The 16,745-nt window shown below is 66.7% G+C and carries 18 protein-coding genes and 1 tRNA gene; 8 read left to right on the top strand and 11 right to left on the bottom strand.

Annotated elements, in window-relative coordinates:
• Positions 1-170 precede the first annotated feature (170 nt).
• The 5 genes from SR870_RS21880 to soxY all read right to left on the bottom strand — a co-directional run bounded on the left by SR870_RS21880 (position 171) and on the right by soxY (position 4,911).
• The gene (locus SR870_RS21880) at positions 171-899 is read right to left on the bottom strand and encodes a cytochrome c (protein WP_322515596.1); all 729 of its coding nucleotides are present in this window, start codon (positions 897-899) and stop codon (positions 171-173) included.
• Positions 883-2,160 carry a sulfite dehydrogenase gene (gene soxC / locus SR870_RS21875; protein ID WP_322515595.1) on the bottom strand — a complete coding sequence of 426 codons (1,278 nt, stop codon included), beginning with the start codon at positions 2,158-2,160 and terminating at the stop codon, positions 883-885. The genes SR870_RS21880 and soxC overlap by 17 nt, the downstream gene beginning before the upstream one ends.
• Before the next feature lie 69 nt (positions 2,161-2,229).
• Positions 2,230-3,927, bottom strand: coding sequence for a thiosulfohydrolase SoxB (gene soxB, locus SR870_RS21870; RefSeq protein ID WP_322515594.1), 1,698 nt, complete (start codon positions 3,925-3,927; stop codon positions 2,230-2,232).
• Between the two features lie 140 nt (positions 3,928-4,067).
• On the bottom strand, positions 4,068-4,397 hold the full coding sequence (soxZ, locus tag SR870_RS21865; protein ID WP_322515593.1) for a thiosulfate oxidation carrier complex protein SoxZ: 330 nt from the start codon (positions 4,395-4,397) through the stop codon (positions 4,068-4,070).
• A 49-nt stretch (positions 4,398-4,446) separates the two neighbouring features.
• Complete coding sequence (gene soxY / locus SR870_RS21860) at positions 4,447-4,911, bottom strand: thiosulfate oxidation carrier protein SoxY (RefSeq protein ID WP_322515592.1); 465 nt, start codon at positions 4,909-4,911, stop codon at positions 4,447-4,449.
• 178 nt (positions 4,912-5,089) lie between these two features.
• On the opposite strand from soxY, the gene soxA reads away from it, so the two are divergent.
• Genes soxA through SR870_RS21845 form a run of 3 tightly spaced genes read left to right on the top strand, consistent with a single transcriptional unit; the run spans position 5,090 to position 7,222 of the window.
• Positions 5,090-5,908, top strand: coding sequence for a sulfur oxidation c-type cytochrome SoxA (gene soxA, locus SR870_RS21855; RefSeq protein ID WP_322515591.1), 819 nt, complete (start codon positions 5,090-5,092; stop codon positions 5,906-5,908).
• Between the two features lie 22 nt (positions 5,909-5,930).
• Positions 5,931-6,689 (top strand): sulfur oxidation c-type cytochrome SoxX, encoded by a 759-nt coding sequence (soxX, locus tag SR870_RS21850; RefSeq protein ID WP_322518347.1) that lies wholly within the window; start codon positions 5,931-5,933, stop codon positions 6,687-6,689.
• A 26-nt stretch (positions 6,690-6,715) separates the two neighbouring features.
• Positions 6,716-7,222, top strand: a complete 507-nt coding sequence (locus tag SR870_RS21845; protein ID WP_322515590.1) for a heme-binding protein — start codon at positions 6,716-6,718, stop codon at positions 7,220-7,222.
• 340 nt (positions 7,223-7,562) lie between these two features.
• Here the strand turns inward: SR870_RS21845 and SR870_RS21840 are convergent, their stop codons facing one another.
• Both SR870_RS21840 and SR870_RS21835 read right to left on the bottom strand, forming a co-directional pair.
• Positions 7,563-8,153 carry a thioredoxin family protein gene (locus SR870_RS21840; RefSeq protein ID WP_322515589.1) on the bottom strand — a complete coding sequence of 197 codons (591 nt, stop codon included), beginning with the start codon at positions 8,151-8,153 and terminating at the stop codon, positions 7,563-7,565.
• Between the two features lie 24 nt (positions 8,154-8,177).
• Positions 8,178-8,921 (bottom strand): cytochrome c biogenesis CcdA family protein, encoded by a 744-nt coding sequence (locus SR870_RS21835; protein WP_322515588.1) that lies wholly within the window; start codon positions 8,919-8,921, stop codon positions 8,178-8,180.
• Positions 8,922-8,961: 40 nt separating this feature from the next.
• On the opposite strand from SR870_RS21835, the gene SR870_RS21830 reads away from it, so the two are divergent.
• From SR870_RS21830 to SR870_RS21820, 3 genes are all read left to right on the top strand, one after another.
• On the top strand, positions 8,962-9,357 hold the full coding sequence (locus SR870_RS21830) for a thioredoxin fold domain-containing protein (RefSeq protein ID WP_322515587.1): 396 nt from the start codon (positions 8,962-8,964) through the stop codon (positions 9,355-9,357).
• A gap of 36 nt (positions 9,358-9,393) precedes the next feature.
• Positions 9,394-9,771: a metalloregulator ArsR/SmtB family transcription factor gene (locus SR870_RS21825; protein ID WP_322515586.1), complete on the top strand. Its 378-nt coding sequence runs from the start codon at positions 9,394-9,396 to the stop codon at positions 9,769-9,771.
• A 68-nt stretch (positions 9,772-9,839) separates the two neighbouring features.
• On the top strand, positions 9,840-11,042 hold the full coding sequence (locus SR870_RS21820) for a YeeE/YedE family protein (protein ID WP_322515585.1): 1,203 nt from the start codon (positions 9,840-9,842) through the stop codon (positions 11,040-11,042).
• Here SR870_RS21820 and SR870_RS21815 read toward each other — a convergent pair.
• From SR870_RS21815 to SR870_RS21805, 3 genes are all read right to left on the bottom strand, one after another.
• Complete coding sequence (locus tag SR870_RS21815) at positions 10,957-11,409, bottom strand: DsrE family protein (RefSeq protein WP_322515584.1); 453 nt, start codon at positions 11,407-11,409, stop codon at positions 10,957-10,959. The two genes, SR870_RS21820 and SR870_RS21815, sit on opposite strands and share 86 nt — an antisense overlap.
• A 105-nt stretch (positions 11,410-11,514) precedes the next feature.
• The gene (locus SR870_RS21810; protein WP_416221105.1) at positions 11,515-12,570 is read right to left on the bottom strand and encodes a YeeE/YedE family protein; all 1,056 of its coding nucleotides are present in this window, start codon (positions 12,568-12,570) and stop codon (positions 11,515-11,517) included.
• Positions 12,571-12,901: 331 nt separating this feature from the next.
• A tRNA-Gln gene (locus SR870_RS21805) sits at positions 12,902-12,976 on the bottom strand.
• 208 nt (positions 12,977-13,184) lie between these two features.
• Between SR870_RS21805 and SR870_RS21800 the strand changes: the two genes are divergently transcribed.
• Both SR870_RS21800 and SR870_RS21795 read left to right on the top strand, forming a co-directional pair.
• Entirely contained in the window at positions 13,185-14,966 is a 1,782-nt protein-coding gene (locus tag SR870_RS21800; RefSeq protein WP_322515583.1) for an acyl-CoA dehydrogenase, read from the top strand.
• A gap of 56 nt (positions 14,967-15,022) precedes the next feature.
• Entirely contained in the window at positions 15,023-15,784 is a 762-nt protein-coding gene (locus tag SR870_RS21795) for a crotonase/enoyl-CoA hydratase family protein (RefSeq protein ID WP_322515582.1), read from the top strand.
• Between the two features lie 287 nt (positions 15,785-16,071).
• Here SR870_RS21795 and SR870_RS21790 read toward each other — a convergent pair whose 3' ends face one another.
• Entirely contained in the window at positions 16,072-16,560 is a 489-nt protein-coding gene (locus SR870_RS21790) for a hypothetical protein (protein WP_322515581.1), read from the bottom strand.
• Positions 16,561-16,745 lie beyond the last annotated feature (185 nt).

Below are 16,745 nucleotides of genomic sequence, written 5' to 3'. Positions count from 1 at the left end.
GTTTCCTCCGCGCCGCGTCCTCGGGGCGCGCAAGCCTGCGATAATTATCAGATAGTGTGTCGATCCTCCGACCGGGCATTGATCTGGCGCAACGCGGCTTCGTCGCGCCACCGAATTCCCGCAATTGTTACTTCGCGCACACGGCGCACGGCCGTGTATCGTACTCATCCTCAGTCCACCTTGGGCCCGGCCTTTTCGTCCGGCGTGACGTCGACCGCGATCGCGCGGCCGATCACCTTCGGCGCAGGGCCGCAGTTCTTCATGCACGGATTCTTGTTCCAGAACTGCTTCTCGGACGTTTCCCGATCGTCGAGATAGAAGCCGTCGGCGTTGGGCATCTTCACTTTCGCGAGATTGCTCTGGTCGAGTTCGAAATCCGGATCCTTGATCACGTCGCTCATGTTGAGCAGATAGGCCGTCAACGCATAGGCTTCGTCGGCGGTGAGCGAACGCGCATTGCCGAACGGCATCGCCCGGCTGATGTAGTCGTACACCGTGGTGGCGTCCGGCCAGTACGAGCCGACGGTCTTGTCGGGCCGATCGGCCGTCAGCGAGCCGAGGCCGCCGGACAGCACCGGATAGCGGCCGACGCCTTCGCCGAACTCGCCGTGGCAGGTCGAGCATTTTTCCTGAAACAGCGCGTCGCCCTGCTTCGCGCTGCCTTTGCCGGGCGGCAGGCCGAGACCATCGGGACGCACATCCGTATCCCAGGCGTGAACTTCCTCCGGCAGCGCCGGGCGGCCGAGGCCGAGTTTCACCGGCGCGGGCGGCGGCGCCGGCTGGGTCGCCACCGCCTTGGCGGGTTTCGGCGCGGCCTTCTCGGCGATCGCCCCGGTCAGCGGCACCGCGACCAGCGCGGCGACGGCCAGACCGGCGATGAGACTAAGCGATCTCGACATTTTCAGTCACTCCGTCCGGATGCACGAGCCAGGTCTGGATGCCGTTGTTGTGGTAGATCGAATTGACGCCGCGGACCTTGCGCAGCTCGGCCTTGCTCGGCTGCACATAGCCGGTCTCGTCGATGGCGCGCGACTGCAGCATCAGCTCTTCGCCGTTCCAGTCGAAATCGACGTAGAAGCGCACCATCGACTTGTCCATCACCGGGCCGTCGATCCGCGCCTCGCGCCAGTTGCGGCCGCCGTCCATGGTGACGTCGACGCGCTTGACGATGCCGCGCCCCGACCAGGCGACGCCGGTCAGCACGTTGCGGCCCTTGAATTTCAGCGGCGCCTGCGGCGATGGATTGGTGATCACGCTTTTCGCGTCCATCACGAAGGTGTATTTGCGGGCGCGCCCGTCCGGCATCAGGTCGGTGTATTTCGAGGTCTCCTCGCGGGCCTGCCACGGCATGTCGCCGGCCTCGATGCGGCGCAGCCACTTCACCCAGAGATTGCCCTGCCAGCCGGGAATCACCGCGCGCAGCGGATAGCCGTTTTCCGGACGCAGCGCCTCGCCGTTCATCGCAAACGCGATCAGCACGTCGTCGAGCGCCTTCGACACCGGCAGCGAGCGATTCATGCCAGCCGAGTCGGCGCCCTCCAGCATCAGCCATTTGGCGTTCGGCTTCAGCCCGGCCTGATCGAGCAGCGTCTTCAGCGTGACGCCGGTGTACATCACGTTGTGGATCATGCCGTGGGTGAACTGGCAGCCGTTGAGCTGCGCGCCGCGCCATTCCATGCCGGAATTCGCCGCGCATTCGAGGAAGTACACCTTATTGACGCGCGGCATCCGCCGGATGTCGTCCATGGTGAACACCATCGGGGTATCGACCAGGCCGTTGATCATCAGCCGGTGCTGCGCCGGATCGATGTCGGCGACGCCGCCGTGATGGCGCTCGAAGCACAGGCCGGAGGGCGTGATGATGCCGTCGAGCGCGTGCAGCGGCGTGAAGTTGACCGAGGATTCCGGCGACGCCGTGAGCCACGACACGTCGCGGCGGATCACGTCCTTCTCGAATTTCGACGGCACCCCATAGGGCTTCTTGTCGACGCCGTCGCCGAGAAAGCGATTCCAGTCCTGCAGTTCGGTGATCGCCGGGTCGGGCTTGGCGCCCTCGCCGGCCTTCGCGGCGAGCGGCAGCAGCGCGCCGGCGCCGGCGAGGCCCGCAGCGCCGAGAAACCGGCGGCGATCGAGGATATCGGAGGGGGGCTTCTCACTCATGCCGGATTGCCTTTTGCTATCACCATGCGCGACTGCGTCGGTCGCGGGTCGTCGGAGGCGGTCGTCATCTCAGGCGCCCGACACCTTGACGGCGCTGTTGGGATCGATCTTCACCGGCCCCGCCTGCGCGACGTGCTTCGCCAGCACGTCCCAGATCGGCGGCCCTTCGGTGTTCTGGTTGATGCTGGCCCAGCCGGAGACGGTGTAGGTCTTCGACGCCTCGATCGGCTTGCCGGTCTTGAGATGCGTCATGCCGGAGATGCGCGAGCCGATCTCCTTGCCGATATCGATCGCGTAGCCCATGCCGCCGGTGCGGACCATGTCGCCGCCGCCCTGGAAATACGGGTCCGGGTGGAAGATGTTGTCGGCGATGTCCTCGAGCACGTTCTTGAGCTGCTCGCCGGTCATCTCGTTGCGGTAGCAGTTCGGATAGGTGATGGCGGTGGCGTTGGTGATCGCCTCCCAGGTGATGTCTTCGTCCGGCAGCAGCGTGCCGCCCCAACGGAAGCCCGGCGACAGCGCGATCTCGGTGTCGCGCTGCTTCAGCATCGCGTCGCAAATCAGGTCGTCGAAGGTGCCGTTGAAATTGCCGCGGCGATACAGCAGCGAATCGGTCTTGCCGACGATTCGGGCGAGATCCTTGGCGTAGGGCGCGCGCAGCTTCTCGACCAGTTGCTTCATCGCCGGGTCCGGCGCGATGGCGTCGGCGAACACCGGCATCAATTTGAAGCGGATGTCGGACACTTTCTTGTCCTTCACCGCGATGTCGAGCCGCGACACGAATTTGCCGTGCGAGCCCGACGCCACCAGCACGGTGTCGCCGACCCTGATCAGGCCCGGCATCGCGTCGTGGGTGTGGGCGGTGAGGATCATGTCGAGGCCCTTGACCCGGCCGGCGAGCTTGCGGTCGACGTCGAAGCCGTTGTGCGACAGCAACACCACGACCTCGGCGCCCTCGGCGCGGGCGTCGTCGGCCTGCTTCTGGATGTCCTCCTCGCGGATGCCGAACTCCCAGTTCGGGAACATCCAGCGCGGATTGGCGACCGCGGTGCGCGGCAGCGCCTGCCCGATCACCGCGATCTTGACGCCGCCGCGCTCGAACATCTTGCGCGCCTCGAACACCGGCTCCTGCCATTCGCTGTCGCGGACGTTCTGCGCCAGGAAGGCGAACGGCGCCGACTCGGCGACCTGCTTGACGCGGTCGGCGCCGTAGGTGAATTCCCAATGGCCGGTCATCGCGTCGAGCTTCAGCGCGGTCATGACGTCGATCATGTCCTGGCCCTTGCTCTGCAGCGAGGTCCAGCTCCCCTGCCAGGTGTCGCCGCCGTCGAGCAGCAGCACCTTGTCGGCGCCGCGCTCGGCGCGCACCGCGTTCACCAGCGTGGCGACGCGGTCCATGCCGCCCATCCGGCCGTAGTTGCGGGCGAGCGCGACGAAATCATCGGCGGTGAGCGCGAAGGCGTCCGGCGATCCGGTGGCGATGTGGAAGTAGTTGCGGAATTCCGCGTCGGTCAGATGCGGCGGCTTGCCCTTGACTTCGCCGACGCCGAGATTGACCGACGGCTCGCGGAAATGCAGCGGCATCAACTGGGCGTGGATGTCGGTGACGTGCAGCAACGTCAGCGTGCCGAGCGGATCGAACTTCAGGATGTCGGCCTGCGTCAGCCGCTGCTGCGCCGCCACCCGCCCGATCGGACCGAGGCCGCTGCCGATCGTGAGCGCCGATGCGGCCGCCGTGGCCTGCAGGAATTCCCGCCGCGAGATCATCGTTTCCGTTCCCTTGTCCGCGCAGATGGCGCCCCGCATGTCGCGAGGACCCGATCCGCTCGACTTGATTTCCGGCGCGACTCCGCGGCCCGCGGGCTGCACGCCCACGGTCGATGCGAATCAGCGCCGACGCGCCGTCGTTAGGCGACGGTCAGCTTGTGCTTGGACGTGTAGTTGGAGCCGTCGTCGTCCTTCCAGGTGAAGACGAGTTCGCCGGACTCCGACGCCTTGTAGAAGAACGACTGATACGGATTGGCCGAGATCGCCGGATTCCATTCGGCCTCGAACACCATCTTGCCGTTGAACGTGGCCACGAAGGTGTTGATGATCTTGCGCGGCACGATCTTGCCGGAGGCGTCCTTGCGCTGACCGGATTCCATTTCGTGCGAAATCAGCGTCTTGATCTCGATCAGTTCGCCCGGCTTGGCCTGGGTCGGAACGCGAACGCGGGGGGTGGGAGTGGTCGCCATCTGAATGTCCTCGCCTGTCTGTTTCTTGCTATCGGCGTCGATGCCGGGCCTAGCCGCCGCAGCCGCCGATGGTGACCTTGACGTTGGCCTTAGTCGAATACAGGCTGCCGTTCGACATTTCGGCGATACAGACGATGTTCTGGGTCTGCGCCAGCCGCATCCGCGTCGAGGCGGCGGCCTTGCCGCAAGCCGGCGTGAACTTGTAGCTGACGATTCCGGGCAGCGGATTGCCGTCGGCGAAGACGTGCACCGCCTTGACGTAGTCGGCATCGGTCATCGGGCTCTCGACGTCGACATTGACCGGGACGACGAGACCGTTCTCGGCGATTTCCGGCACGTCGAGCCTGATCTTGCCGCTCTCGAACTTCTTGTCGCCGTAGAGCTTCTTGATCTCGGCGTCGACCGCGGCGACATCGGCGAACGACATCCGCGGCGCCAGCAGCGCGGCGAGGCCCGCGAGTCCTGCGAGCGCCAGCGCGTCGCGGCGGCTCGGCTCAACCTTCATCAAATTCATCTGGGCATCTCCTCAGGGAGTCTTTCGCATCCCTTGACTGCAGTACCGCTTGACGTTTCCAAGCTCGATCGGTCATGATCTGCAAACATCATGATATTGTTTTTCTTGAATGTAAAGATATCCGGCGCGCCGCCGGGTCTTTTTAAGCCGCACAAGACGGCCCAGGGGAGGGAGCGAGATGAGATCCATCGGATTATCAGTGCTATTTGCGTTTGTGCTCTGCACAATGGCGTTTCGCGTTCACGCCGAGGACGCCAGTGAAAGAGAGATCGAGCGCTATCGCGCGATGATTTCCGATCCGATGTCGAATCCCGGCTTCCTCGCAGTGGACCGCGGCGAACAGCTCTGGGCCGAGAAGCGCGGCACCAAAAACGTCTCGCTCGAAGGCTGCGATCTCGGCCGCGGCGCCGGCAAGCTGGAAGGCGCCTTCGCGCAACTACCTCGCTACTTCAAGGACGCCGACCGGGTGATGGATCTCGAGCAGCGCCTGCTGTGGTGCATGCAGAATATCCAGGGGCTCGATACCAAGGACGTCGTGGCCCGCCGCTTTTCCGGCCCCGGCCGGGTCTCCGATATGGAGGACCTGGTGGCGTTCATCGCCAACAAGTCGAGCGGCATGGCGATCGAGCCGCAGCTCGGACATCCCAAGGAGCAGGAAATGGCGGCGGTCGGCGAGGAGCTATTCCATCGCCGCGGCGGGGTGATGGATTTCTCCTGCTCGACCTGCCACGGCGCCGAAGGCAAGCGCATCCGGTTGCAGGGGCTGCCGTATCTCGCCGGCCCCGGCAAGGACGCGCAACTGACGATGGCGAGCTGGCCGACCTATCGCGTGTCGCAGAGCGCGCTGCGGACCTTCCAGCACCGGATCTGGGACTGCTACCGCCAGCAGCGCTGGCCGGCGCCGGACTACGGCTCGGATGGCATCACCGCGCTGACATCGTATCTCAACAAGATCGCGTCGGGCGGCGAACTCATCGTTCCGTCAATCAAGCGCTGAGGGAGGCCGCATCATGACGACAATGACGAAGTTCTCGATGCTGGCGCTCGCGCTCGGCGCTCTGACCTGCGGTCCGATCACGGCTCACGCCGCCGACCAGGCGATCCCGCCGAAGCCGGCCGCGGCGACCGGCAAGACCACCGAAACCAAGGCCACCGAAACCAAGGCCAGCGAAACGACGACCAAGCCGGGCGCCACCAAAGCCGACGCCGCGCCGACGTCCAGCGCGCCGATTCACAAGGTGTCGACCGAAACCGTCGACGCCTACGTCAAGGCCACCTTCGGCAAGGCGCCGGAAGAATGGCAGCAGAGGATCGTCCCCGACGACACGATGAAGGCGTGCAACAAATTCCGCAACGAAGTGCCGACCGATGTCGCCGAAGCGATCATGCAGCGCGAGATCAAGAAAGTGGCCTTTCCGGCCGACGGCAAGCTGCTCGGCGACTGGAAGGCCGGCGCCAAGATCGCCAATAACGGCCGCGGCGGGCAGTTCTCCGACAAGGCCGATACCGTCAACGGCGGCAATTGCTACGCCTGCCACCAGATGGCTCCGTCGGAAGTATCGTTCGGCACGCTCGGCCCGAGCCTCACGCATTACGGCCGCGACCGCAACTACACGGACGCCGAGATCAAGCAGGCCTACACCAAGATCTACAACTCGCAGGCGGTGGTGCCGTGCTCGAACATGCCGCGGTTCGGCACCAACGGCTTCCTGACCGAGCAGCAGATCAAGGACGTGATGGCGTTCCTGTTCGATCCGGAATCGCCGGTCAACAAGTAACGGCCCTGCGGCCGAAGGGGGATCCGATGATCCGACACTCGATTCCGGCGATCGCGATGATCGCCGGCGCGCTTCTCACGACGATGCCGGCCGGCGCGCAGGACGCGCTGGTCGTCACCAAATCGCTGAGCCCCGAGCTGGCGCTCGACAGCGCGAAAGCCGCGCTCGCCGAATGCCGCAAGCAGGGCTTTCAGGTCGCGGTCGCCGTGGTCGACCGCACCGGCCTGCCGCAGGTGATGCTGCGCGACCGCTTCGCCGGCGCGCATTCGCCCACCACCGCGACCGGCAAAGCCTGGACCGCGGTGTCGTTCAAGACCTCGACGACGGATCTGCAGGCGATCACCAAGCCCGGCATGCCGCAGTCGGGCTTGCGCGACCTGCCCAATGTGGTCGTGCTCGGCGGCGGCCTGATCATCGAGGCCGGCGGCTCATTGGTCGGCGGCATCGGCGTGTCGGGCGCGCCCGGCGGCGACGCCGACGATTCCTGCGCCAAAGCCGGCATCGAGGCGATCAAAGACCGGCTGGATTTCTAAGGCCACCACGAGTCATTCCGGGGCGCGAGCGAAAGCTCGCGAACCCGGAATCCAGAGGTTGTTGCAAAGAGAGATTCCGGGTTCGCGCGGAGCCTGTCATCGGGCCGGCCGGAGGCCGGACCCGGTGGCGCGCCCCGGAACGACGGCATAGCAAGCTAATCGCGTTCGTCGCCGCAAATGAACTCTCGTTCGTCATTCCGGGGCGCACGCGGCGAAGCCGCGGGCGAACCCGGAATCTCGACATTGGTGTCCGCGGCTGTCGCCAAGCCGTGCCCGCGTCGGATTCCGGGTTCGCGAGCTGCGCTCGCGCCCCGGAATGACTCGCGGAGACGGCGCGCGGCTATGCCGGCTTTTTCAGCCAGTCGGTGAACGGCATCGACTGATAGCCCTTCTCGCGGACGTATCGGAACATCGCCAGAAACTCCGGCGGCTCCAGCAGGCCGGGCAGCCGCGCCACTTCGCGGTCCTGCGGTTTGCGCGCGCCGAGGCCCTCGCTGCTCTCGGGAAAGAACTGCAGCGTCGGCGTGAAGCGGATGCCATAGGCCTGCGCGAACGCCTTCTCGCCGAGCCTGCCGCCGTCGAAATCGGTGACTTCGCGGGCGCCGATGTGGTTGAGGTGCACGATCTCGAAGTGCTCGCGAATGTAGCCTTCGATCGCGGGGTCGCTGAAGTGGACCTCGTGCAGCTTCTTGCAGGACGGGCAGCCCTTCAGCCCCCACAGGATGGCGAAGCGTTTGCCCTTCGCGGTGGCGCCGTCGAGATCGTCTTTGAGGTCGAGAAAACTCTGCAAGTACCAGTCGAGCTGATACAGCCCGTCGTCGCCGAGCACAGGCTTGGCGCGCGCCGGCTTCGCGCGCAGGCCCAGCGCGCCGGCGCCGATGCCGCCGAGCGCGGCCAGCGCATGGCGGCGAGACATTGCTCGGTCGATCATCACTCCCTCCCCGTTTGACGCGCTCTATCCGATCGTCCCGAACGCCGGAAACGTCTCCAGCAGCCAGCCGGAAATCTTCGGCATCGCGCCGGTCAGAAACAAAACCCCGGTCAGCACCAGCGCCGCGCCCATCACCTTCTCGATCGTCGCCATATGGGCGCGCATCCGCGCCATCAGCCGGATGAAGCCGCCGGAGAACAGCGCCGCCAGCAGGAACGGCAGCCCGATCCCGAGCGAGTACGCGCCGAGCAGCGCCGCGCCCCGCACCGCCGAGCCCTCGACGCCGGCGACCAGCAGGATCGTCGCCAGCACCGGGCCGACACATGGCGTCCAGCCGAACGCGAAGGCGAGCCCGACCACATAGGCGCCGAGAAAGCCGGCGCCGCGACGGACATTATGGAAGCGCGCCTCGCGAAACAGCAGGCCGATCCGGAATACGCCGAGGAAATGCAATCCGAGGATGATGATGACCACCCCGGCGATGATCGCCAGCGTATCGAAATACTCGGTGACGACCTTGCCGAGCGCCGAGGCCGAGGCGCCGAGCGCGACGAACACGGTCGAAAACCCCAGCACGAAGGCCACCGACGACCCCACCACCCGCCCGTTCACCGCCTTGACCGGCTGATCGGAACCACGGGAGAGCTGGTCGAGGCTGACGCCGGCCAGGAAACACAGATACGGCGGCACCAGCGGCAGCACGCAGGGCGACAGGAACGACAGCACCCCTGCCCCGAACGCGCCAATTAGAGAGATACTGGACGTCACGGCGGCCCCGGCACTGGAATAAACATGCGAATTCGTCTATATGTATCACATCATGGCCCGATTGCTTCTGAAATCGATGCTGCTCTGCGCAATCCTGACGGCGGTGCTTGCGCCAGCGGGCGCGCGGGCGGCCGAGTTGGTGATGTTCGAGCGCGACGGATGCGTCTGGTGCGCGCGCTGGGACCGCGACGTCGGGCCGATCTACGACAAGACCGAAGAGGCCAAATTGCTGCCGCTGCGGCGCGTCAATATCGACCGCGACAAGCCGGCGGGCATTGCGCTAACTTCGCCGGTGCGTTTCACGCCGACCTTCGTGGTGATGGACAACGGCCGCGAGGTCGGTCGCATCACCGGTTACATCAACGACGACGCGTTCTGGGGGCTGCTCGGGACCATGGTCACGAAGCTCACGCCGCCCAATCCCAACCACACCTGAAGCCGGATTCGCGCAACCCAAGGCCAATTGAACGACATGACATCGATCCTCGACCCGGACATCGAGACCGAATTCCGCGACGGCGCGGAATACTCGCCCGAGCTCGACATGCTGATGCGCCGCGCCCGCAAGGCGAGCAGCTTTCTCAAGGCCGTGTCGCACGAAAACCGGCTGCTGCTGCTGTGCCTGCTCGCCGAACGCGAGCGCTCGGTGACCGAACTCGAGAACATCCTGTCGCTGCGGCAGTCCGCGGTTTCGCAGCAGCTCGCGCGGCTGCGCTACGACGGCATGGTCGATACCAGGCGCGACGGCAAGACCATCTACTATAGTCTCGCCAACGAGGACGTGCGTCGTATCATCTCGGTGATCTATGATATCTTCTGCGCCTCGGCGAGAGGCGGCGACCAGAAGTAATCCACCCTCGCCGCAGCGCACAACGGCCCGCGACAGACGCGGCGTGTGCGCGCTTTCGAGGGACCCCCATGCAGGATACGTCCGCCTGGCTGCTCGCGCTGACCGGATTCGGGATCGGGACGTGTGCGGGTTTCTTCGTGCGGTTGGCACGGCTGTGCTCGTTCGGCGCGGTCGAGGACGCGCTGATGGGCGGCGACACGCGGCGGCTGCGGATCTTCGGCCTCGCGCTCGGCATCGCGCTGATCGGCACCCAGGCGCTGGTGATCGGCGGCGTGCTCGATCCCGGGCAAACCAACTACACCGCGGCCGCGATGCCGCTGGCCTCGATCGTGCTCGGCAGCCTGCTGTTCGGCATCGGCATGGCGATGGTCGGCACCTGCGGATTCGGATCGCTGGTCCGGCTGGGCACCGGCGATCTGCGCAGCTTCGTCGTGATCCTGGTGCTCGGCGGCGCCGCCTACGCCACGCTGCGCGGCGTGTTCTCCGGTTTCCGCATCACCGGCCTCGAACGGTTGTCGGTGGCGATGCCGGACGGCGTCAGCACCGACCTCGCCTCGCTCACCAGGCATCTGTTCGGCATGGATCTGCGCGCCGCGATCGCGGCGCTCGGCGGCGGCGCGCTGTGTCTGCTGGCGTTCGGCGACAAGCGGCTGCGGCGCACGCCGCGGCTACTGAGCGCCGGCGTCGCGCTCGGCCTGCTCACCGTCGCGGGCTGGCTGGCGACGACGATGCTCGCCGACGAGTTCGCCGGGCCGGTCCACCCGCAGAGCCTGACCTTCGTCTCGACCATCGGCAAGGCGATCTATGCGGGGCTGCTGAACGCCGCGAATTTCGCCGATTTCGGCGTGGGCACGGTGTTCGGCGTCGTCGTCGGATCGTTTCTCGCGGCCTGGCGCGCCGACGAATTGCGCTGGGAGGCGTTCGACGACGACCACGAGATGCGCCGTCACATCGGTGGCGCGGCGCTGATGGGAATCGGCGGCATCCTGATGGGCGGCTGCACCATCGGCCAGGGCATCACGGCCGGGTCGATGATGGCGCTGTCGTGGCCGATCGCGATCATCGGCATGATGCTCGGCGCCCGCATGGGCATCGCCGTGCTGGTCGACGGTTCGCCGGCGGAACTGCTCGGCCGCGGCCGGAGCCGGCTGCGCGACGCTCTCCGGCGCCGCACACCGATGTCGCTCAGGGCCGCAGATAGCTCCAGCCGTCTTCCTGCAGCTCCATCAGACGGACCGCGCCCGACGGCACCACGCTCGCCTGCGGAATGATGCCGATGGCGTGGCCCTCACGCTTTTCCATCCCCGACCTGGTGTTGCCGCAAGCCGTGAACTTGATCGTGGCGGGGAAGCTCGCATCGGCGATCTGCTTGATGCGATCCTTCACCGGCGAACTGTCATCGCGCAGCATATGCAGCCCGGGACCGTAAGTGACGACTTCGACCTCGACGTCCTCGCCCTTCGCCTTGTACGCGTCCATGATGTTGGCCGCGTTGTTGAGCGCCAGATTCATCACCGCCGGATCGTCCTGATCAACCTGGATCGCGACCCGATGTGATTTGGCGCCGGCAGCGACACCCGGCGCCACGCCGAACGAGAGCATCGCGACGGCGGCGACCGCGCCGATCAGCAGCTTCATGGGAGCCTCCCTGAAATGTTTGTTGAGGGCAGGTTAGCGGCGCGCGGCGCGACTGTCATCCGCAGCACGCGATCGTGATACCGGCGCCGGCTCCGACGCTGCGCTTCAGCGCGCGGCGAGCGCCGTGACCGGCGCCAGCCGACGAATGCCGAGCGCGGCGCCGGCGACGATGCCGGCGACGGCGATGAAGGACGGCAGCGCCAGCGTCGACAGGCCGGTCAGTCCCTGACCGATCGAGCAGCCATAGGCCATCGCGCCGCCCGAACCCATCAGCGCCGCGCCGGCGATCGAGCGCACCATATGCGGCGCCGAGCTGAAGCCTTCCAGCGCGAAGCGTCCGCTCAGCAATGCGGTGGCGACGCTGCCGGCGAGTACGCCGGCGACCAGCGCGACGCCGAAGGACAGCGACAGCCCGGTCGAGAACATCGCATATTGCAACGTGTCGGCCAGCGGCGCGACGAAGCTCAGCGACGTCACCGGCATCGGGTTGAAGTCATCGGCGCCGATCCAGCCGGTGGTGAGCCAGCCCGCGACCACCAGCAGGCCGATCACCAGGCCGGCGGCGATCTGGCCCGGGCTGCTGCGAAAGGCGCGATCGGACAACGCGAACGCAACGAGGCCGCCGCCGACGATCAGCACCGCCGCGATCCGCGCGACGCTCTCGCCGATCCCGAAGGTGCCGAGCAGCGCCGGCACCGAGACGTGGGCGGGCGCGACTTGCGTCCATTGCAGGACGGCGAGCCGCGCCGGCGCCAGCAGGCCCTTCAGCGTGATCTGCGCCGCGACCGCGATGATGCCGATCACCAGCAGCGAGCGCAGATTGCCCTTGCCGAGCAGGATCAGCGCGCGCGAGGCGCAACCATTGGCCAGCACCATGCCGACGCCGAACATCAGGCCGCCGAGAAAGATCAGCGGCGCCGAGAACGACGGCTGCAGATACAGCGACTTGTCGAGTTCGACGAGACCGAAACCGCCGAGCGCCTGCGTGCCTGCGATCGCAACCGCCAGCGCCAGCGCGTAGCTGCGCAGCTTGCGGCCGTCGTCCCTGGTCCAGTAATCGCGCAGCCCGCTCATCAGGCAGAAGCCGCTGAGCAACCCGGCCACGCCGAGCGCGGCGCCGATCGCAAATCCCAGCACAATCACCACATCGGGCATCTGCATGTCGGTCTCCTGCCTCGCCGCGCGATCGGCGAGTTCAGGAGCAGACATATTCACGAGGATCCGGCTCGGTAAATACGAGCCGGAAAGTAAGAAGAAACTTGCCCGAACGCCCGACGACGCGGAGTAATTTGCTCTCCGGACCATACCGAAGGCGAAACTGTTCTCCGCCCGAGCCGGCCTCGACGGCCGCCGTAAGCGCAGCGCCGCGACCACGACCTGCCGGAGCAACCGGCCGTGACGGCACACCCCGAACACATGCGTTTGATTCCCAGGCTCGAGCGGCCCTCGAAGCCGGCGTCATTGCCGGTGGCCGCGCCGCAATCGAGACCGCTGGCTGGGGCGGGAGGGATCGAACCTCCGCATGGGGGAATCAAAATCCCCTGCCTTACCGCTTGGCTACGCCCCATCGCCGGTGCCGGCCGCGCGATCCCGGCCGCTTCGGCGGAATCGCCGCCCGGCCCCGCCAGTCTATAGAGACGCCGGCCGGTTTTCAACCGCCGAGGGCCCGCATGGAACCGCGAAAATGCGCCCGAGCGGGCGGCATGACGAAAGGTTGAGGGCGGCGGCGTTTCATGGAAGAAGGCGGGCCAGCTTTCCTTTGCCGGGACCATGCCATGACCTATCGCGCTCCGATCGACGACATCCTGCTCTCCCTCAACCACGGCGCGGGCCTGCGGGCCGCGGTGGCGGCCGGGCATCTCGGCGACTACGACAGCGAGCTCACCGCGCAGGTGCTCGAAGAGGCCGGCAAGTTCGCCGGCGACATCCTGGCGCCGCTGAACCGGATCGGCGACAAGCACGGCATCAAGCTCGAGCACAACGCCGTCACCACCGCGCCGGGCTGGCCCGACGCCTATCAGCGCTGGATCGCGGCCGGCTGGAACGCGGTGTCGGGGCCGGAAGCATTCGGCGGCCAGGGCCTGCCGATGGCGGTCAACGCGGTGTGCACCGAACTCTGGGCGTCGTCCAACATGGCGTTCGGGCTGTGCCCGCTGCTGACGCTGTCGGCGATCGACGCGCTCAATGAGCACGGCAGCGACGAACTGAAGCAGATCTATCTCGCCAAGCTGGTGTCGGGCGAATGGACCGGCACGATGCAGCTCACCGAGCCGCAGGCCGGCTCCGACGTCGGCGCGCTGCGCACCCGCGCCGAGCGCGCGGCCGACGGCAGCTACAGGATCTTCGGCAGCAAGATCTTCATCACCTATGGCGACCACGACATGACCGACAACATCGTGCATTTCGTGCTCGCGCGATTGCCCGATGCGCCCGCCGGCACCAAGGGCATCTCGCTGTTCCTGATTCCGAAATTCCTGGTCAATGCCGACGGTTCGCTCGGCGCGCGCAACGACATCTTCCCGAGCGGCGTCGAGCACAAGCTCGGCATCCACGCCTCGCCGACCTGCACCATGCAGATGGGCGATCAGGGCGGCGCGATCGGCTATCTGATCGGCGAGGAAAATCGCGGCATGCAGTGCATGTTCACGATGATGAACCAGGCCCGCCTCGGCGTCGGCCTCGAAGGCGTCGGCATTGCGGACCGCGCCTATCAGCAGGCCTTGGCCTATGCGCAGGAGCGCAAGCAGGGCCGCGCCATCGGCAGCGACAGCAAAGGCTCCGACCCGATCATCCGGCATCCCGACGTCAAGCGCACGTTGCTGATGATGCGCGCGCTGACCGGGGCGGCGCGGACGATCTGCTATTCGACCGCAGTGGCGCTGGACATCGCGGCACGCAGCGGCGATCCGAAGGTCAAGGCCGCGGCGGCCGCGCGCGCGGCGCTGCTGACGCCGATCGCCAAGGCGTTCTCCACCGATATCGGCACCGAGGTCGCCTCGCTAGGCGTGCAGATCCACGGCGGCATGGGCTTCATCGAGGAAACCGGCGCCGCGCAGCACTATCGCGACGCGCGGATCGCGCCGATCTACGAGGGCACCAACGGCATCCAGTCGATCGATCTCGTCACCCGCAAACTGGGAGCGAACGGCGGCGCGTCGGTGTTCGCGCTGCTCGACGAACTATCGATCATCGTCGACAACGTCGAAGCCTCGAACGATCCGGCGTTCGGCGCCACCGGCGCGCGGCTGCGCGATGCGCTGGGCGCGCTGGAGCGCGCCAGCAAGTACTTGCTGGAGAAGCTCGGAGCCTCGCCGAACGACGCGCTCGCGGGCGCCACGCCGTATCTGCGGCTGTTCGGCTCGACGCTCGGCGGCTGCGCGCTGGCCGCGGAGGCGCTGGCGGCGCGCGATCTCGACGGCGCGAGCGATCCGGCGCGGGCGATCACGCTGGCGCGGTTCTTCGCCGAGACCGTCGCGGTGCAGGCGGGCGCGCTGGAGCGCAGCGTGATCGACGCCGCCGCCGTGCTGGCCACCGCCGATGCGGTCCTGACCGCGTAGACGGCGACGCATTCACGACAACCGCGCCACAATTGCGGACCTTTGGGGGAAATGCCATGTCGGACTATCTGATCGTCAGCGATGAAGACGCCGTGCGCGTGATCACCATGCGCCGGCCGGAAAAGAAGAACGCGCTGACGCAGGACATGTATCGGGCGATGACCGCGGCGATCGACACCGCGCAGAACGATCCGAACATCCGCTGCCTGATCATCACCGGCGGCTCCGGCGTGTTCACCGCCGGCAACGACCTCGAGGATTTCCTCAAGGCCGGCACCGATGCGAGCGGCGCGCCGCGCGTCACCGCGGCGACGGATTTTCTCTACGCGCTCGCGCGAAATACCAAGCCGCTGATCGCCGCGGTCGACGGGCTGGCGATCGGCATCGGCACCACGCTGCTGTTTCACTGCGACTACGTGCTGGCCTCGACCTCGGCGGTGTTCTCGACGCCGTTCATCCAGCTCGGCCTGGTGCCGGAGGGCGCCTCCAGCCTGCTGGCGCCGCGCGCCATGGGCCATCACCGCGCCTTCGCCATGCTGGTGATGGGCCGCAAACTCTCCGCCGACGAGGCCCGCGACGCCGGCTTCGTCAACGCCGTGGTGGCGCCCGGCCACACCGAAGAGGAAGCCATGAAAGCCGCCCGCGACATCTGCGCGCTGCCGGCCGAAGCCGTGGCGATCTCGCGCAAGCTAATCAAACCATCACCGGACGATTTGATCGCGCGGATCGATCAGGAGAGCAAACTGTTCGGCGAGCGGATGAAATCGCAGGAAGCGGTAAGCGCGTTCACGCGGTTTTTTCAGAGGAAGAAAGGGTAGGAGGCGCTGGGACGATTCGAGCGCTTCATCGATTGATTGAAACGGATACGGCCCTTGCCAATCGCGCTGACTCCTCATCCTGAGGAGCCCGGCGAAGCCGGGCGTCTCGAAGGATGGGCGACGCAGGGCCTGCGGCGCATGGTTCGAGACGGCGCTTCGCGCCTCCTCACCATGAGGTCGTGCCTGTGGTGAGCCAAGCGCATCGGCGTGGCAAGACGTGGATGGCCGGGACGAGCCCGGCCATGACGAACGAGGGGCGTCGATGTTCTGTGCCCCCCTTGCCCTAACTACTTCCTCTTCCCCGCCCCAAACACCTGATCGCTGAACGGGTTCGCCGCGGGGGCCTTCAGTTCGATGAAGCCGATCTTCAGCTCGCGGTGGCAGGAATTGCAGCCGGCTGTCAGGTCGCCATAGGCTTTCACGAAGGCCTTGCTGTCTTCGGCGGCGATCGCTGCGCTGAGCGCGGCGATCGGTTTGGCCATGGTGGTGACGTCGTCGACCGGCAGGCTCTGATACAGCGAGGCGGCGTCCTGCAGCCGGGTCTTGATCTGGCGGGTCTGGTAGCCGGCGAGTTTCCAGTTTCCCGTGATGCCGGCGAACCACAGCTTGATATGCCGCGTTTGCGCGGCTTCCATCAGATCGGCGAGGCGCGAATTGCCGGGCTTGATGGCGTCGGCCTGCTGCGGCGCCGGCGGCTGGGGCTGCTGCGCGGCGGCGGGGCCGAGGGCGGCGAGCAGGAGCGTGGCGAGGAGGAGCGTGACCGGTTTCGAGCGCATGCGACACCTGTAGAGACAATGCGCCGACCGGCGCGACGCGGACAGGTGATCACGACGCCCGCATCGGCGGTTTGCGATTCCTCAATCGTCGCCGCGTAAACACCCGGCAGCGGCGCTTGGCCGCGCCGATGGACGGCGCCGACGGGCAACAAACCGGTTGCCAGCGCGCTCCGCCTGAGCGATGC

This window comes from Rhodopseudomonas palustris, assembly GCF_034479375.1.
Taxonomy (GTDB): domain Bacteria; phylum Pseudomonadota; class Alphaproteobacteria; order Rhizobiales; family Xanthobacteraceae; genus Rhodopseudomonas; species Rhodopseudomonas palustris_M.
Note: the sequence above shows the minus strand (reverse complement) of the source record. Positions and strands in the feature narration are given on the sequence as shown.

Excerpts from the sequence above, each read along its gene's own strand:
- SR870_RS21880 (WP_322515596.1), bottom strand. The coding sequence starts at position 899 with ATGTCGAGATCGCTTAGTCTCATCGCCGGTCTGGCCGTCGCCGCGCTG.
- soxX (WP_322518347.1), top strand. The coding sequence starts at position 5,931 with ATGACGAAGTTCTCGATGCTGGCGCTCGCGCTCGGCGCTCTGACCTGC.
- soxB (WP_322515594.1), bottom strand. The coding sequence starts at position 3,927 with ATGATCTCGCGGCGGGAATTCCTGCAGGCCACGGCGGCCGCATCGGCG.
- SR870_RS21825 (WP_322515586.1), top strand. The coding sequence starts at position 9,394 with ATGACATCGATCCTCGACCCGGACATCGAGACCGAATTCCGCGACGGC.
- SR870_RS21810 (WP_416221105.1), bottom strand. The coding sequence starts at position 12,570 with ATGCAGATGCCCGATGTGGTGATTGTGCTGGGATTTGCGATCGGCGCC.
- SR870_RS21795 (WP_322515582.1), top strand. The coding sequence starts at position 15,023 with ATGTCGGACTATCTGATCGTCAGCGATGAAGACGCCGTGCGCGTGATC.
- soxA (WP_322515591.1), top strand. The coding sequence starts at position 5,090 with ATGAGATCCATCGGATTATCAGTGCTATTTGCGTTTGTGCTCTGCACA.
- SR870_RS21820 (WP_322515585.1), top strand. The coding sequence starts at position 9,840 with ATGCAGGATACGTCCGCCTGGCTGCTCGCGCTGACCGGATTCGGGATC.
- SR870_RS21800 (WP_322515583.1), top strand. The coding sequence starts at position 13,185 with ATGACCTATCGCGCTCCGATCGACGACATCCTGCTCTCCCTCAACCAC.
- soxC (WP_322515595.1), bottom strand. The coding sequence starts at position 2,160 with ATGAGTGAGAAGCCCCCCTCCGATATCCTCGATCGCCGCCGGTTTCTC.
- SR870_RS21830 (WP_322515587.1), top strand. The coding sequence starts at position 8,962 with ATGTATCACATCATGGCCCGATTGCTTCTGAAATCGATGCTGCTCTGC.
- soxZ (WP_322515593.1), bottom strand. The coding sequence starts at position 4,397 with ATGGCGACCACTCCCACCCCCCGCGTTCGCGTTCCGACCCAGGCCAAG.
- SR870_RS21790 (WP_322515581.1), bottom strand. The coding sequence starts at position 16,560 with ATGCGCTCGAAACCGGTCACGCTCCTCCTCGCCACGCTCCTGCTCGCC.
- SR870_RS21840 (WP_322515589.1), bottom strand. The coding sequence starts at position 8,153 with ATGATCGACCGAGCAATGTCTCGCCGCCATGCGCTGGCCGCGCTCGGC.
- SR870_RS21815 (WP_322515584.1), bottom strand. The coding sequence starts at position 11,409 with ATGAAGCTGCTGATCGGCGCGGTCGCCGCCGTCGCGATGCTCTCGTTC.
- SR870_RS21845 (WP_322515590.1), top strand. The coding sequence starts at position 6,716 with ATGATCCGACACTCGATTCCGGCGATCGCGATGATCGCCGGCGCGCTT.
- soxY (WP_322515592.1), bottom strand. The coding sequence starts at position 4,911 with ATGAATTTGATGAAGGTTGAGCCGAGCCGCCGCGACGCGCTGGCGCTC.